Source organism: Rhizobium sp. BR 314, from assembly GCF_047445805.1.
GTDB lineage: Bacteria > Pseudomonadota > Alphaproteobacteria > Rhizobiales > Rhizobiaceae > Rhizobium > Rhizobium lusitanum_B.
This window is the reverse complement of the sequence record NZ_JARWLA010000039.1, coordinates 1-16,169: the sequence shown is the minus strand read 5'-3', so window position 1 is coordinate 16,169 and position 16,169 is coordinate 1. Positions and strand designations below refer to the sequence as shown.

General features: G+C 57.1%; 16 protein-coding genes and 2 pseudogenes. 3 read left to right on the top strand and 15 right to left on the bottom strand.

Annotated features, from left to right (window positions below):
• Nucleotides 1-385: 385 nt before the first annotated feature.
• Entirely contained in the window at nt 386-559 is a 174-nt protein-coding gene (locus QD461_RS30840) for a hypothetical protein (protein WP_154660803.1), read from the bottom strand.
• Between the two features lie 267 nt (nt 560-826).
• Between QD461_RS30840 and QD461_RS30835 the strand changes: the two genes are divergently transcribed.
• Nucleotides 827-2,164, top strand: a complete 1,338-nt coding sequence (locus QD461_RS30835; RefSeq protein ID WP_004126005.1) for an ISNCY-like element ISRtr6 family transposase — start codon at nt 827-829, stop codon at nt 2,162-2,164.
• A gap of 597 nt (nt 2,165-2,761) precedes the next feature.
• Complete coding sequence (locus QD461_RS30830; protein WP_004126001.1) at nt 2,762-3,016, top strand: DUF982 domain-containing protein; 255 nt, start codon at nt 2,762-2,764, stop codon at nt 3,014-3,016.
• A 50-nt stretch (nt 3,017-3,066) separates the two neighbouring features.
• Here QD461_RS30830 and QD461_RS30825 read toward each other — a convergent pair whose 3' ends face one another.
• The 13 genes and pseudogenes from QD461_RS30825 to QD461_RS30765 all read right to left on the bottom strand — a co-directional run bounded on the left by QD461_RS30825 (nt 3,067) and on the right by QD461_RS30765 (nt 14,372).
• Nucleotides 3,067-3,387, bottom strand: a complete 321-nt coding sequence (locus QD461_RS30825; protein ID WP_004125998.1) for a hypothetical protein — start codon at nt 3,385-3,387, stop codon at nt 3,067-3,069.
• Between the two features lie 144 nt (nt 3,388-3,531).
• A pseudogene (gene cysC, locus QD461_RS30820) lies at nt 3,532-5,429 on the bottom strand (adenylyl-sulfate kinase).
• Nucleotides 5,429-6,328, bottom strand: a complete 900-nt coding sequence (gene cysD, locus QD461_RS30815) for a sulfate adenylyltransferase subunit CysD (protein ID WP_004125988.1) — start codon at nt 6,326-6,328, stop codon at nt 5,429-5,431. Before cysD ends, cysC begins: the two are co-directional and overlap by 1 nt.
• Nucleotides 6,329-6,333: 5 nt before the next feature.
• Nucleotides 6,334-7,083, bottom strand: a complete 750-nt coding sequence (locus QD461_RS30810) for a sulfotransferase (RefSeq protein WP_004125985.1) — start codon at nt 7,081-7,083, stop codon at nt 6,334-6,336.
• Nucleotides 7,084-7,195: 112 nt separating this feature from the next.
• A complete protein-coding gene (locus QD461_RS30805) occupies nt 7,196-7,393 on the bottom strand; it encodes an aldo/keto reductase (RefSeq protein ID WP_331384342.1) in 198 nt (65 codons plus the stop codon).
• A 134-nt stretch (nt 7,394-7,527) separates the two neighbouring features.
• Nucleotides 7,528-7,575, bottom strand: a pseudogene (locus QD461_RS30800) (aldo/keto reductase); the annotation flags it as partial.
• 92 nt (nt 7,576-7,667) lie between these two features.
• Complete coding sequence (locus tag QD461_RS30795; RefSeq protein ID WP_004125979.1) at nt 7,668-8,453, bottom strand: ABC transporter permease; 786 nt, start codon at nt 8,451-8,453, stop codon at nt 7,668-7,670.
• Nucleotides 8,454-8,456: 3 nt separating this feature from the next.
• Nucleotides 8,457-9,371 carry a nodulation factor ABC transporter ATP-binding protein NodI gene (gene nodI, locus QD461_RS30790; RefSeq protein ID WP_004125976.1) on the bottom strand — a complete coding sequence of 305 codons (915 nt, stop codon included), beginning with the start codon at nt 9,369-9,371 and terminating at the stop codon, nt 8,457-8,459.
• Complete coding sequence (gene nodU / locus QD461_RS30785) at nt 9,359-11,086, bottom strand: nodulation protein NodU (RefSeq protein ID WP_004125972.1); 1,728 nt, start codon at nt 11,084-11,086, stop codon at nt 9,359-9,361. The genes nodI and nodU overlap by 13 nt, the downstream gene beginning before the upstream one ends.
• Before the next feature lie 35 nt (nt 11,087-11,121).
• The gene (nodS, locus tag QD461_RS30780) at nt 11,122-11,838 is read right to left on the bottom strand and encodes a nodulation methyltransferase NodS (RefSeq protein ID WP_004125970.1); all 717 of its coding nucleotides are present in this window, start codon (nt 11,836-11,838) and stop codon (nt 11,122-11,124) included.
• Nucleotides 11,756-13,114 (bottom strand): chitooligosaccharide synthase NodC, encoded by a 1,359-nt coding sequence (nodC, locus tag QD461_RS30775; protein WP_004125966.1) that lies wholly within the window; start codon nt 13,112-13,114, stop codon nt 11,756-11,758. Before nodC ends, nodS begins: the two co-directional genes overlap by 83 nt.
• 11 nt (nt 13,115-13,125) lie before the next feature.
• Nucleotides 13,126-13,785, bottom strand: a complete 660-nt coding sequence (nodB, locus tag QD461_RS30770) for a chitooligosaccharide deacetylase NodB (protein WP_004125963.1) — start codon at nt 13,783-13,785, stop codon at nt 13,126-13,128.
• Nucleotides 13,782-14,372 (bottom strand): NodA family N-acyltransferase, encoded by a 591-nt coding sequence (locus QD461_RS30765; protein ID WP_004125955.1) that lies wholly within the window; start codon nt 14,370-14,372, stop codon nt 13,782-13,784. Before QD461_RS30765 ends, nodB begins: the two co-directional genes overlap by 4 nt.
• A 327-nt stretch (nt 14,373-14,699) precedes the next feature.
• On the opposite strand from QD461_RS30765, the gene QD461_RS30760 reads away from it, so the two are divergent.
• Nucleotides 14,700-15,626, top strand: coding sequence for a LysR family transcriptional regulator (locus tag QD461_RS30760; protein ID WP_004125953.1), 927 nt, complete (start codon nt 14,700-14,702; stop codon nt 15,624-15,626).
• A 359-nt stretch (nt 15,627-15,985) separates the two neighbouring features.
• Here the strand turns inward: QD461_RS30760 and QD461_RS30755 are convergent.
• A partial coding sequence (locus tag QD461_RS30755; protein WP_269824817.1) for a transposase occupies nt 15,986-16,169 on the bottom strand: 184 nt, incomplete at its 5' end.

Below are 16,169 nucleotides of genomic sequence, written 5' to 3'. Positions count from 1 at the left end.
CATCAAGTGCTCGTTTCAATTACGGTCGTGGGCACGGCCGACTGTTGAATTAGAACATGGTAATGTCATCAATGATATACGCCCTTTGAGGAGGCACTCCTCGACAAATTTCCTTGTATAATCGACCGTATTGTAGATCGGCGGTGACCTGCCACTCTGCGGTCTATGACAACAAACCTTAAAGACTTGTCGGTTTGCCTGCGTTGGGCGGCTTCATCCTCGCGGGTTCTGGCGCCACCGGTCTTGATGATGTCCTCGCGCCGACGGGCGAAGTTTTCCGCGGCGGAATGGAGGTATTGCGGCATGCTGCTTCCGAATGCCTTCGGCCCGACCCTTACGGGCTACGCGATATCCGTCTCCATCGCCTCGATCAGGCGCTCCAAAATCATCTCTCCCAGGAGTTACGCCATTCATTGCATCCGTTCACGACGTACATGGCGTCACGCCAGATCGTTGCCGGCTCGTCCTTCTTGAAATAATCGATGATCCATTGGGTAGCGTGCAGCATGCCGGTAAGCTCGATGACATTGTTCGCGGTCTCACCGAAGCCTGCGGACAATGCAGCGATTTCCCGGCCGTCCTTGTAGACGACGACCTAACCGCCGCTTCCAGGATTCGGTTCGCAGGCCCCATCACGCCGAATGGTATTCGAATGGGCTATTAAGTTCTGCCTGGCGACTCTAGCTAGTTTCCGTCCACGAACATCAASTTATTGATATTATTAAGTGAATCTGAATTTTGCGCAAGCAAGGCCCGGCGGTTTCAGGTATACTTTGGGCTCATGCCACTGATTCCGAAGCACAATCTGCAACCGCCGGAGCCGACAATGCGCCAGGAACGCACCGTCCAAGCCAGTATATTCGATCTTTTCGCCACGCACGAGATCGGCCACGAACTGAAGTCGATGTCGCAGTGGCTGGACGAGCACCACGATCTGTTTGGCTTGGTGGGGCGGGATCTGGGTCGGCACGGCGTCAAGGCCACCGGACGGCAAGGGCTGCCGGCCGAGGCAGTGCTGCGTTGCGCATTGCTCAAGCAATACCGGCAGCTGAGCTACCAGGAACTGGCGTTCCATCTCGAGGACTCCGCGTCGTTTCGGGCCTTTGCGCGCCTGCCGTGGTCATGGAGCCCGCAAAAGTCAGTGCTGCAAAAGACGATCAGCGCGATCCGACCCGAGACCTGGGAAGTGATCAATCGGGCGCTGCTGTCGAGCGCTCGGCAGGCGAAGCTGGAAGACGGCACGGTCGTGCGGCTGGACAGTACAGTGACCTCGGCACTCATGCACGAACCGAGCGACAGCAGCCTGCTGTGGGATGCCGTGCGGGTCATGGTGCGCCTGCTGAAGAAGGCAGATACCTTGGTCGGCGCCGGCCTGGCATGGCGCGATCATTGCCGCGCGGCCAAGAAGCGTGCCCGCGAGATCCAGTTCACACGCGGTCAGCCCAATCGGGTCCGGCTCTACCGTGAGCTGATCGCGATCGCCTGCGCGACCTTGGCATACCTGAAGCAGGCAACCGAGCGACTGGCAGCGGCGAGCAATCCGCTCGTCCAACTCTGGCAGGCCCAGGTTTGCCGCTATCGACCGCTGATCGAACGCATCATCAAACAGAGCGAGCGGCGAGTACTGGCGGGCGAGAAGCTGCCGGCGGGCGAGAAGCTGGTAAGCCTGTTCGAACCCCATGCCGATATCATCGTCAAAGGTAGCCGCGAGACCGAATACGGCCACAAGCTCAACCTGACCACCGGCAGAAGCGGCATGATCCTCGATCTGGTGATCGAGGCAGGTAATCCGCCCGACAGCGAGCGGCTGCTGCCGATGCTGGAGCGCCACATCGCCGTCTATGGAAACGCGCCGCGGCAGGCGGCGGCCGACGGCGGCTTTGCCAGTCGCGGCAACCTGGCCACAGCCAAGACCTGGGGCGTTCGCGACATGGCATTCCACAAGAAAGCTGGCCTCAAGGTCGAGGACATGGTCAGAAGCAATTGGGTCTATCGCAAGTTGCGCAACTTCCGCGCCGGTATCGAAGCCGGAATATCATGCCTCAAGCGTGCCTACGGCCTGGCACGCTGCACCTGGCGGGGCCTTGACCACTTCAAGACCTACGTCTGGTCCTCCGTCGTGGCTTACAACCTCGTCCTCTTCATCCGCCTCAAACCGACCTGAACTCCGACCAGCTTTTAGAATTGCGCCGTCGCTACAATGCCGGCCTCGTGGCGTACGCCTCAGCGCCGCCAACTGTATACTGCCCAATCACAAGCGTTCATGATCCTGTCCGTCGCCCCAAAACCACTCTCACCGCAAAGGACAAACCCTTGTAAACGCGCTTAAATACGCCTGTTTGTGGACGGAAACTAGCTACGGGGAGCCCTGGGCGCTTTGCGGCGGACCGAGCATGGCGGGCGGATGATGAATTTCCGCGCTCGTCGTTCTTGCGGAACCGACTGCCGCCTTCTAGATCATGAACAATGTCGACGCCATGTCGGATCCCTGCGAACGGAACTTGACGCGGCTGCCAATCAACTGTTGCGCATGAAAGCCGCCTCTCGATCAGTCTTGAAAGCCTGACGTCGGCGCCAAGGCCTCGCAGATAGTCGCGTAGCGGACAAAAAGAGATTCTGGAAACACGTAGGCGATAAGCGAACCCTGCATGTGCGAGGGGTACCCGAATGCGAATACAGGATCTTTCGAAGATGAGCATCACGCCGCCCTCCTTGGAACCAAGCATCTGATCGCCAGTTTTGATTGCGGAGGAATAATGCCATGACCACACAATGGTGGGATAAAACTCTGATGCTGGAAACGAGACAGGCCGGCAGAGCGGTCGCGATCAACAGCGCCGAGCGCGCTGCCGATTTCCTGCTCAACGAATGGCCGGCAGAGAATACCGGCGAAGCCTATGAAGACGCCAAGAGAGCGGTTCTTGCAGCCCATGAGGGCAGAATAACTGCCGAAGAAGTGCGAGAGGCGATCATTAAGGCGGCCCGAGAGGATGGGGTCTTTGTGTACGGCCGGTGAGGTCATGCCTGCCTCCCGAATATATGTGGGAGGCAGCGATAGGTTTTTCTTCAGCGTCTTCGCGTCTTCCCCTCTGCGCGCGCTGCGAACTTATCAACGCGCCGATACATCTCCTTTTCGATAGTCTTGCCCGTATCGACTCGTATGGCGAAGAACCGATCGCGTAAGGCGAGCGCATCAGCTTCCGACTTGCAATCAGCGATGATGTGAGATCGGGGAAGCCTCTCCCCTTCCTCCACGTACCGGCAGGAGCCAAATGCAACGAAGGTTTTTGGCATAACCTTCTGGACCTGCAGGACGAAGAAGATTTCCTCGCTGCGATGAGTGTCCATCCAGTATTTGAAGGTGTATTCTCGGTAGGCTGCCGTCATATGGTCCGTAAAGCTGGTGAAACGCCAGCACCCGCTGGCCTGGCCGGCTACTCTTCTCAGCGAAGCAGCTGCAGGAGATTTTCGGCCCTCCCCTGTTGACAGGCTCTCAGTTGCTAAAATTCCTGTCTGCACTGGGCCAGTGAGCTATTTCTCCTCCATTCGGCTTCGAAGGAACTCTTCTATCTGAAGCGCTAACCTCGCTGGCTCCTGGCCCATGGTTTTGAGGTGAAGTTCCGGATTCTCCGGAGCCTCATAGGGAGACGAGACGCCGGTGAAATTGGCAATGTTTCCGGCAAAGGCCTTCTTATAAAGCCCTTTCGGATCTCGGCGCGCACATTCGTCTAAAGGCGTGTCAACAAAGATTTCGATGAACTCGCCTTCGCCCATGAGCTCGCGCGCCATACGCCGCTCGTCTCGGAAGGGCGAGATGAAGGAGCAAATTACGATCAGCCCTGCGTCCGCCATCAACTTGGCGACCTCAGCGACGCGGCGTATGTTCTCGACCCGATCAACTGCGGTAAAGCCAAGGTCACGATTAAGCCCGTGGCGTACGTTATCTCCGTCCAATAGATAGGTATGCTTGCCGCAAGTATGCAGAAGCGCTTCGAGTGCATTGGCGATCGTCGACTTGCCCGAACCGGACAGACCGGTGAGCCAAAGGACAGCAGGCTTTTGGTTCTTGAGAGCCGACCGCGCGGCCTTGTCGACGTCGAGCGCCTGCCAATGAACGTTGTCGGCACGACGAAGCGGGAAATCAATCATGCCGGCGCCGACGGTCGCGCTGCTTACCCTATCGACGATGATGAAATTGCCGGTTGACCTATTTTCCTTGTAGGCGTCAAAGACGATCGGTCGTTGCGTCATGATGTTGCAGACGCCCACCTCGTTCATCTGAAGCAGTTTGGCCGGTTCGCGAACGAAGCTGTCGACATTTAGTTGGTGCTTGAGCACAGTCACCGTGGCGCTGACACTGTCCGTCTCCGTCCGCAAGAGATAGCTTCGTCCGGGGAGCATCGGATTGGCATCGAACCAAATAAGATGCGCCTGAAATTGGTCCGAGACAAAAGGTCTTGAGGCGGGGTCAACCAGCATGTCGCCCCTCGAGACATCTACCTCGTCGGCAAGAACCAAGGTTACCGGTTCCCCTTCTGCGGCAGATATCTGGTTGCCATCAGGGGCAATGATCGCCCTGACCGACGATCGCAGACCTGATTTTGCAACGATCACCGGATCGCCGACCGCAATTTTTCCGGATGCGATCCGGCCCGCGTAGCTCGAAAATCCGCATTCGGCCGCATGACGAGCTGAACAGGAAAACGAAAGGGTTCTTGCCTGTCAGGTGCGTCGAGTTCCACCGTTTCCAGATATTCAAGAAGCGGGGAGCCTTGATACCAGGGTAATTTCCCCGATTTCGAAACAACATTGTCTCCGAAGCGGGCGGACATCGGAATGGCCATTACGCTGGCAAAACCCAGCTTCGCCGAGAAGCGCACGTATTCGGCCACAATGGCATCAAATATCGGCTCGCTGAAATCGATGAGATCGATCTTGTTCACAGCCAGGACGACATGGCGAATGCCGAGAAGCGAGGCGAGATAGGAATGCCTGCGTGTTTGCTGGAGTATGCCTTGGCGGCTGTCGACGAGGATGACGGCAAGGTCGGCAGTTGATGCGCCCGTCGCCATGTTGCGCGTATATTCGAAGTGGCCTGGCGTGTCGGCAACGATGAACTTGCGCTTCGACGTGGAGAAATAGCGATAGGCAACATCTATGGTGATGCCCTGTTCGCGCTCCGCCTCAAGGCCGTCGAGCACCAGAGAGAAATCGATTTCCTCGCCATTGCCGCCGCGGATGCCCCCGTGGCGAAGGTCTGCCAATTGGTCTTCGAAGACCAGTTGCGCATCGCAGAGCAGTCGCCCGATCAAGGTCGATTTGCCGTCATCGACCGAACCGCAGGTAATGAATCGAAGAACCGGTCCTTTGTCCTCTTGGACCAGATGCTCTTCCATGTCATGCGGCGATATCGAAAAAGGATATGGCATCAGAAGTACCCTTCCCGCTTCTTCTTCTCCATTGCGCCGGCCTCGTCGAAATCGATCAGCCGGCTCTGTCTTTCGGAGGTGCGTGCCTCCACGATCTCGCGCAGGATTTCCGGCACCGTCTCCGCACTGGATTCGATCGCGCCCGTCAAAGGGTAGCAGCCGAGCGTACGGAAACGGATCATGCGCTGCGTGACCGTTTCGTCGGGCTCAAGCGGCATGCGCTCGTCATCGACCATGATCATCCCCGCACCGCGCTGAACGACGGGCCGCGGCGCCGCGAAATAGAGTGGCACGACCGGGATGTTTTCCTTTTGGTTGTATTCCCAGACGTCGAGTTCCGTCCAGTTGGAAAGCGGAAAGACGCGCATCGTTTCGCCTGCGCTGACACGCGTATTGTAGGTTCTCCACATCTCCGGACGCTGGCGTTTCGGATCCCAAGCATGCTGTGCGTTGCGAATGGAAAAGATCCGCTCTTTGGCTCGCGATTTTTCCTCCTCGCGGCGTGCGCCTGCGAGCGCAGCATCGAAACTGAATTTGTCCAACGCCTGGCGCAGCGCCATGGTCTTCATCATGTGCGTGTGCACGTTGGAGCCGTCTCGAAACGGGCTGATACCCTGATCGATGCCATCCTGATTGACGTGGACAATCAATTTCAGGTCCATTTCCCGCATCATGCGGTCGCGGAAATCGATCATCTCCCGAAACTTCCACCGGGTGTCCACATGAAGAAAGGGAAAGGGCGGTTTTCCCGGGAAGAACGCCTTCATTGCGAGATGCAATAAAACGGAGGAGTCCTTTCCGATGGAATAGAGCACTACCGGATTGGAAAAGGTCGCAGCGACCTCCCGAATGATATGGATGGCTTCGGATTCGAGGTATCGCAGATTGTCGAAAGACATCTCATTTATCCTTGCGGAGCCGATGCGTCGTCAAGCTCGAAGAACTTCGCGTAGGGGCCGCCTGCAAAGTGCCGCCGTAGCTCTACAAAATTCCGCAGCGAGCGAGCGAGCGAGCGTGTTTCCTGCCGTTGAATGGTGGCGCGATTGGAAAACCGATGCGCGGGAGCTCCCAGGAAGGCCAAAACGGCTGCCAGGCATGCGCTCGGTTTAAGAAGAAGATCCTGGTATTCGATCATCAGCAGTTTGCTCGGATCAAACGCATCCTTGACCCGCGCATGGAAATCGTCGGCAGCTTTGAAATAGGCTTCGCATTCGTTCACTGACAGCGAGACACTTGGGGGCTCATTACGGTCCGGGCTGAATTTCAGCCACTGACCCGTTTGCCTTGCCTGCACCAGCGATCGTAGGGATTCCAATGTATTGCGAGTAAGCAAAATGACTTTGAGGCCTTGCCAGCGAGCCAATTCGTCGAAAAAGCCTGGACGCTCATAAAATTGAGGCTCGTTAATTTTACAGCCGACATGCGTCACCTTCTTCTTGGCTGGTGGATAGCGCATGTAGGCGAGCTCGAGAAGCTCGCGATCGCTGTGCCTCAGGCGATCCTTATCGGGCCAATTTTCATCATAGCTGTTGAGCAACTCACCGTTGCTCAAGATATTTGGATGATCGTTCAGCAACGCTTCGAGATAGTGCGTCCCAGTTCGCGGCATCGCAAGGATTACAAATGGCTCCGGCGACGGTAGGGAATGGATCATTGCGCATGTTTCCAACTGTTATTGATCACAAAGGTGGGGATGGCGCCCGCACAAGAACTTCGCCGTTGCGCCGACGAGCGTAAGGGCTCTCCGGCTGGTTCTTTACGCCAGGCTATTGAAAGACGTTCGTACTGCGGTCTGGCCAGTGCAGCTGAAACAGATCGGTATGATCCGTCTGCAGCCTTTGAAGGCTGGCATCGACTGCTTCGAAAAGGTTTGCGCGCGTGTAGCTGACGCGGCCGTCCAGGATATAGGGCAGGTTTGCTTTGGCTGGCCGGACGGGACCGACCGCTTTGGTCGAAAGCACCACATCCTGCCTGCGGCCGGTTTTGCGCAGCCAACTGTCGATATAGCGCGCCGAGAGACCGTCGTCCCGACGCGCGGTGGTACAGGATACATCTCCGCCGTGTCGACAAAGTTTACGCCTACATCGAGAGCCGCCCCGAGTTGCGCGCGTGCCTCGGCTTCCGTGTTCTGCTCTCCCCAGCCCATCGTACCCAAGCCGAACGCGCTTACTTTCAGGCCGCTGCGGCCGAGTCCGCGATACTGCATTTCATCACTCCGTTTCGTAAGCGGTCACGGCTTCAGGGCATCAGACGGCGCCGCAGAAGCGTTGCCGAAAGGAAGAACGGCAATGCCGCGTAAAGGCAGAGCGCACCGACATGCAGGCCGACGCTTTCCGCCGGCCGGCCGAGCATTGCTGGACGAATGAGGTCGATCGCATGTGCGAGCGGCAGCAACTGCGCCATTTCCTGAAATCCGCCCGGCAGTTGCGCGACCGGAAAGACCGCGCCGCAGAGGAACAACATCGGCGTGAGGACGAGCGTCTGGTAGAAAATGAAATAGTCGTAACTGGGTGCGAGTGCCACGACGACCATGGCCACGCTCGCGAATGCAAACCCTGTTAGCGCAATAACCGGCAGCACGCAGGGGATCGACGTCCACGCCGCATAGCCGAGCATAGTGGCGACGATCAAAATTCCCGTCCCGGCCAGAAACGCCTTGGTGGCCGCCCATGCCAATTCGCCGAGAATGACATCGCCGAGCGTCAGTTGTGTGTATAGGATTGCTTCCCAGCGGTGAGATTGCATGCGAGCGAAAGCCGCATAAATCGTTTCGAAGGTAGCAGATGTCATGGAACTTGCCGCAACCATGCCGCCCGTCAGAAACGCGATATATGGAGCCCCGTCCACGCGACCGACCATTATGCCGAGGCCGTAACCGAGACCGAACAGGTAGATCATGGGATCGGCGAGATTCCCGAGTATCGACGCAAGCGCAACCTTCTTCCATGCCAGATAGTTGCGGCGCCAAACCGCAATCCAGTTCCAAGCGTTAGCCGGCAGCGTTGTCGCATAACCTTCACCCATCATTCATTTCTCCATCTCGCGCCCGGTCAGCCGCAAAAAAACATCCTCCAGATTCGGTGGCCGCTGCAAAAGACGCAGGCCCGTTCGCCCGCGCAGTTGCGCCAAGACCGGCTCCGGATCGGACGCGTAACAAAAGAGCGTCTCGCCGCTCACCTCGAACCGTTGCGCATATGGCCGGATCGCTGAATGCAGTTCATGCGGATTGCCGCCGTATATTTCGATCACCTGGCAGCCGATCTGCTCGTCGACAAGCGCATGCGGGCGGCCCTCGGCGATGATGCGTCCCTTCTCGATGACGCACAGGCGATCGCACAAACGCTCAGCTTCTTCCATGAAGTGGGTGGTCAAGATAATTGTCTTGCCGCGCGCCAGAAGTGCCCGCAGGCGCTCCCAGATCAAGTGGCGCGCATGCGGATCAAGGCCCGTCGTCGGCTCATCCATGACAAGCAGCTGCGGGTCGTTGATCAGCGCACGCGCCAGTGTCAGGCGCCGCTTCATGCCGCCGGACAGCTCGGAAACGCGTGCATGCGCCTTGCTCTCAAGGCGCGCGAACTCGAGCAGTGACGGGATAACCTTTTCGACCTCGCGTGTGCTCATGCCGAAATAGCGTCCGAACACCACAAGATTTTCGCGCACAGTGAATTCGGCGTCGAGGTTGTCGAACTGAGGGACGACGCCGATGCGCCTGCGTGCCAAGCGGGCGCGCGCCGGCACGGGTACACCGAGCACGCTGATCTTGCCGGAATCAGGAAGAGTCATGCCGAGAACCATTCGCGCGATTGTGCTTTTTCCCGCGCCGTTCGGCCCGAGCAGGCCAAAGCATTCTCCCGCTCCAACGGAAAACGACAGCCCGTCGACGACGGTCCTTTCGCCGTAAGACTTCGTGACACCGGCAAGTTCGATTGCTACCGTGGACATGTGCTCATCTTCATGTTGTCTGCGACGCCAACTGGCGCCAATTCGGCGACCCGCTCCTTGGTGAAGAGCACGCCGTTGCACCATACATGGTCGATGCGTCCCCATTCGCAGGCTGCGGCAGCATCCGGGAAGAAGCCCCGTCCATGGAGGTTGGCACTCGTGTTGCAAAGCAGCGGAATGCCTGTGAGTTTTTCATACTCGATGAGGAGTTCGGTAACTGCGTGTTCAGAGCTCCTGGAAATGGTTTGCAAACGTGCAGATCCGTCGAGATGGACGACAGCGGGAATCTTGTCCTTCCACTCCGGGCGCGTCTGGTGGTCGAACAGCATGTAGGGATCGGGCGTTCCGGGACTGAATATATCCGGCGCGAGGTCCTCCAGGCATATTGGCGCCACCGGCCGGAAGTGTTCGCGAAATTTGACTTCGTTGAGATAGTCTTTCATTTGCGGCGACGTCGCGGCTGCGAGAATGCTTCTGCCTCCGAGCGCCCGGGGTCCGAGCTCGGCGCGCCCGGCAAGAAAGACAACGGGCTTATTGCTGGCGAGGATCGTGGCGAGTTCTAATATGCTGCACGGGGCAGCCTCCCATCCGGGCGGCGCATCGCCGTTTTTCAAAGCCGGGCCGCTGTAGACCGACCACTCCAGCGGCACAAAGCCTTCATGCGCCGCCATGGCGCTGCAGGCGGCACCGATTGCAGAACCACTGTCGTTCGGAAATGGCGGAACCCAGACGGCATCGAACAGGCCCGTCTCGCGCAGTGCACTGTTCCATTTGATGTTGAGACCACAGCCGCCGGCTATGCATAAATTACGCGGCCCTGGCAGTGAGTGGCGCTGCATGGCAAGCGCCATTTCACGGACTAAGAGAAGCTCCAGGAAAGAATGGAATGATGCAAGCACGTTTTCGGGCGCCTTATCCTCCAATCGGACCACGCTGGCATCGAAGAAGTCATGTACGGCTATAAGGGAAGATTCAGCGTCGTTGATGTTTGCGCGATAGCGACAGGCTCGCTCGGCATCGCCTGAAAAGTGCTCCTCGTAGAGCTCTTCGAACACCGCGACGATGTCTTCATCAATCGAGCTAAGCGCGATATAGGCCATCAGCTTGCCGGCGACACCGAGGTCCCAGCCCGCGCGGCTTGGCTGCTTATATGGCCCGAAGTAATGGCCCGCGGCAGCGTAAGCTTGCCCTATCATCGGGAATAAGGACTCAAGGAACCGCGCTCCGTGGCCATCGACGTGATAGAGGCGCGGGAAGATGCAGCCACCCCATACCAGGCAGAACGCGGCTTCACCAGCCTTGGCGAATGGACTGGTGCAGTATGCGGAGGCCACATGGCCGGTAACATGCGGATAGCTCTTATAAGAAAGAACCCGGTCGTCGAGAATAAGGCCGGAGCCGTCGAGCGAATCGAGAAGACCGTCGGGGTGGCGTTCAACGTAGGGCGCCCCCGTGAGAGTGACGGGAGCCGCGCCGCTGAGGACCTGGAAACGCGACTCGATCTCACCATCCCATCCGTCGATGACGAACTGATCGACGTCGCTTGGATTAAGACCGTGTTCCGCCAACGCGGTGACAATTGCGTCGAGATTGTCGATGGTTTGGTATCGGCGATTGTTGTCTTGCTTCTCCTGCTCAATGCAGAAGACTAGCCGTCCGTCCTCGATAAGGGCGATCGCCCCGTCATGGGTCAGCTTTATACCACAGATGCGCATAGTGTCTCCATGTCTAAGCTCGAAACTTCAATTGATTAGGAAGAGGAAACCGGATTGCGGAAACGGACGAGCAAGCAGTCTTCGTTGTCCGAGTCCCCCTGTAACTCAAGACGCTCTACCTCGACCAACATTTCGGTGAGAATGGCAATGACCGTCTCAGCGCCGGTAACATGACCCCAGCGCTGGCAGTTCGCATCGCGAGCCGAGCCGAAGACCAGATGCCCGCCCGGCGCAAGCATGCGAAGCAGGTTCCCAACTGCCATTCGCATCTCGGCAATGTCTCCGAGGTAATAAAGAACTTCTGCAACCACGATCAGATCGAAAAGCTCTTCAGAGGAAAACTGTTGTACGTCTGAGACAACCCAGCTGATATGTGCCGGCTTGTTCATGCGCCGGCGTGTTCGATCAATCGCTTCTGGCACGACATCGATAACGGTGAGGCGCTGGCAATGGGGCGCCAGTTTTTCCGTGAAGGCGCCGGCCGCACACCCGACTTCGAGTGCATTTGCGATGGGCCCCTGGGCAAGCGACAGCAGGAGCATTTGCGCGTGACGCTTGCGTTCGAACGGATTTCCGTCGAGGCGCCACGGATCATCTGCAGCCAGTTCGCGATTTAAAAGTTGATAATTGTCGTGCGTTTTCAAGCCGTCTACCTTGATAGAGCGATCATTACTGGTCGGTGCAAATGCCGTCATATGCCATCGATCTGGTAGCATCTCTCGCAAGATTGTGCCGGCGAAGCGGAGCTTCATTTTCTTGCGATTCTCTCGGGCTTGATGCAGCAACCGGGTCTTGGATGGCGTCCAGCTTTCCACCCTTGCCTGTTGCCTTGGCAGCAGAGCCGCGCGACAGCCAATCGCTATTGCTCAACGTACAGAGCGCGTAGGCCTTCAAGGGCAGCAGGAAAAAGATGTTGATGAAGGTATGCAGGGAGAAGCCGATAAATCGAAATTGGCGAGCACGAACCGCTGCGACGCTGCAGCGGATCATGGTCATCGATGCGATCATCAGGCATGTCCACCAGGGCACGGTCCCGGTGAGCGCGAACTGCGCTAGTCCGGTTAGCACCGATAGGGCGAGCAAGAGCGGTCCGAGGTTCTGACCAATGACGTCCAACGTGAGAAAACGGTCAAGACCAGGCAGAAGGTTCATTGCAAGCAACGTGTCACGGAAAGTGCTGCGTGCCCAGCGAAGTTGTTGACGCAGATAAGGGCGCAGCTTGTTTGGAACAACAGTTGCCGCGATGGCGGTTGGAACATATTCGGTTCGAAATCCGGCCTTCAACATGAGAATCGTAAGATGACGATCTTCGCCGAAATCGCTTCGCTTTCCCCGGAACATTTGCGTTTCGTACTGGTCGAGTAGCATGGTAAGCGCAGTCCGGCGGTACATGGCGCATGGGCCACAGCAGCACATGACAGCACCGAAACGAGCCTGTGCCGCGCGCTCCTCATTACAGGCCAGCCAGTATTCCATGTCGATCAAACGGGTCAACCAGGTCTCGTGGCGGTTGCTGGCGGCAAGCTGGCCCATAGCCGCGCCAATTGCCGGATCTTGCATCTTGAGTGCAAGTTTCACGACGACGTCTGGGGCGAGAATGGTGTCGGAGTCGACGTTGAGGACCAAATCCCCAGAGGAACGGCGTATCGCTGCTATCTGCGCCTTGCGCTTTCCAACATTCTCCCTGAGCAGAATGAATGTGAATCTTGGATCGCGTGCAAACGCCGTGTGGACGGGCGTGATGGCGTCGCGATTGCTGGAACCGTCATCAACCACATAGACATTCAAATCCCCAGCGTATTCTTGCTGCGCGATGGACTCCAGGCAGTCCCAGAGTGTGCCCGGATCCTCATTGAAGGAGGGTATGATGACATCGACGCTCGGCCATTGCGCCGAAGCAATGGGCTCTGCAGAGGTCGATGGCTCCTCGATTGGCCGAGCATAAACGACCTGCATGCTTTTATAAGCCGTCGAGAGCATCGCATAAAGCGAGATAGCGGCAGTGCTGGTTGCGTCGAGCAGATTCATGAATATCGCTTTCAGTGATGTTGAGGAAGCGAGCGGATTAAAAATCCGCGGTCGCGCACGACTGGGATGATGCGAGAGAGTGCCATGATGGTATGACGGCGCAGACTGCTATCTACGCTCGGCTTCGCCTCGCTTGGAGGGCATCCGTCGTGCAACAGAACGATTGCCCCGGGACGGATAGAGGCGAGCACTGCATCGACAATGGCATCGACGCCAGGACGAGACCAGTCTCGCGGGTCCACAGACCAATGGACGGCCGCCAGCCCTGCGCTCGCCGACACGGAAAGAACGTCTTGGGTCCAGCTCCCGTAGGGAGCGCGCATATATTGCACCGACGCCTGCGGGCATGCAGTCTTGATAGCCCTGCTCGCCTCAGATATCTCATGTTCTATTTCGCCGGGACCGCAATTGGACAGGTCCGGATGGGTCATCGTGTGATTGGCGACCTTGTGCCCTTCGGCGATCATTCGTTGGATGAGTTTCGGCCGCTCGGCTGCGTAAGTTCCGATAACGAAGAAGGTTGCGGGCGCCTGATGTTGCGCCAGCACGTCTAGAATCTCAGGCGTACAGAAGGGATGAGGTCCGTCGTCAAATGTCAGATAGATGCTCGGCCGGTCGGTGGCGTCATCGCACGCATTGGGCATTTCGTATAAGCAATCGAGTTGCGTCATAGCTCTGGCCCGTTCCGATCGATTACCGTGCCGGCAGGCCAATCGGAGATGGATCTTCCAATCGGCAGGACGATGACAAGCGCGTCGTCAATGCGTGTGGGCGGCTTGTCGAGGCGCGCCTCCGGTAGAGTGGACGACACACGAATCCCCGATAAGATCGTTACCGGACCGTAACGGCCGAACCTTTCGATATGCTTTTGCAATGCGGGCCGAACGGTGCCGAAAGCAAATGGAACGGCGAGTTCGCGCAATACAGGAAGCATGGCGTGAACTGAATGCCCGATCCCCAATCCCTCGAGATCCGGACGTACGCCATATAGTCCGAGCTCACCCACCAACTGATCAATTGCGCCAATTTTAATAAATCGGCGCAGCAAGCCCAGATGAGCCGCGACACCATTAGCATCATAGGCGATGAGACGAAGTTCGGGCCTTGCTCCCGCCCAGCTTCGACTGCCCTCGAATGGTTTTGCATTAAAGGGCCCGGTTGGCCCATAGGTCATCCGAAAGAAGTCGGCGAGCTCGATATGCTCGGCGAGTTCCAACTCGTTTTCCCAGCACAGTCTCCACCGCACCTTTGAGCGCATGCAAAGACCTCCTTTTTCCTGCTGTAGTTCTGAGGGAAACATCGTGTGATTGCAGCAACTGCTCGTCTACCCACGTCATACGCCCCAGGCGGTCGCAACGGCATACAATCGTTATAGTAGAACCTTTCTATTTCGCTCGCGTCTGAGATGATCAACTCTCTGAATACTTCCGACCGTCGTCGGTCGTTCGTAAGCTTACGCCGATGTACTCGTCTGCTAATCGACATACTTGTCAGGTTATCGACATTTTCCTCATGCACCATCATGCCGAATCGGTAAAATTGATTGTTTGGATGGCAACCATCCACATCTTGAATGAAGGAAAAGATGCGCTTCAAAGGACTGGACTTAAATCTTCTCGTCGCGCTCGACGCATTGATGACCGAGCGTAACCTGACGGCCGCGGCACGCAGCATCAATCTCAGCCAGCCTGCGATGAGCGCTGCTGTGGGCCGATTGCGTGTCTATTTCGAGGATGAACTGTTTACGATGAATGGTCGCGAACTTGTCCTGACGCCGCGTGCGAAGGGCCTTGTTTCGGCCGTACGTGAAGCCTTACTCCATATCCAGCTTTCGATCATTTCCTGGGAGCCGTTTGATCCCTTTCAGTCGGATCGCCGTTTCAGGATCATTCTTTCCGATTTCCTCACACTCGTGTTTATGGAAAAGGTCGTGAAGCGTGCTGCGCGGGAAGCCCCAGGCGTGAGCTTCGAATTCCTGCCCCTCGCCGATGATTACGACGAGCTTTTGCGCCGTGGCGAAGTCGATTTTATCATTCTCCCGGACGTGTTCATGCCAACTGGACATCCTCGAGCGAAACTGTTTGAGGAAAGGCTCGTATGCGTGGGCTGTGGCAGGAACCAAGAGCTATCACAGCCGCTTACATTCGACAGATACATGTCCATGGGGCACGTCGCGGCCAAATTCGGGAATTCACGAAGACCATCAATCGAAGAATGGTATTTGCTCGAACACGGTTTTAAGAGACGTATCGAGGTCGTCGTGCAGGGCTTCAGCATGATCCTGCCCGTTCTGTCCAATACCAATCGCATAGCGACCGTGCCGTTGCGACTGGCGCAACATTTCGCAGAAGTTTTGCCCCTTCGGATCATGGACCTTCCACTGCCGCTTCCCCCATTCACAGAGGCCGTTCAATGGCCTGCGCTTCAAAACAGTGATCCGGCGAGCCTATGGATGCGCGGGATTTTATTACAGGAAGCATCGCGCCTTGCCCTCCCGTCGGCAGAGCATTGAGTGGATGCCAGCAATGTTGCTGGAGCCCATCTCATGCGGATACTCGCAAGATCGGCTTAGAGTTTATAGGGAAGAGAGGCCATCGAAGCACCTGGCTTTCAACGGATCTGGCAAGTCGGCGAACGGTGCAAGGCAGATTGGCAGGAATGTCTTTGATGCCGTCGATAGAACGCCAGTTTAAAATAACAATGTGTGTGAACTTGTACCGCCAGCAGGTAAACATTCTGGTCAGCGGTAATGTGCTTGGTGGTGCAAAAGGGGTGGAATACACGCATATCGAAAAGTACCGGTACGGATCATGTCCCAGGACGTGGTGTAGCTTAGACGACCACGGCTCATCCCAGAGGGTCGGATGAGTATCAGCTTGCTGCTGGCAGGCTGATGAGCGGATCATCGCTCATTGTGGCGATTGTCTCAAGTGTCATGTAGCGGGATCGCTGGACGGCCCATTCATCGTTCTGTTCGAGCAGCAGCGCACCGACCAGGCGCACGATGGCGTCGTCGTTGGGGAAAATGCCGACGACCTCTGTGCGCCGCTTGATC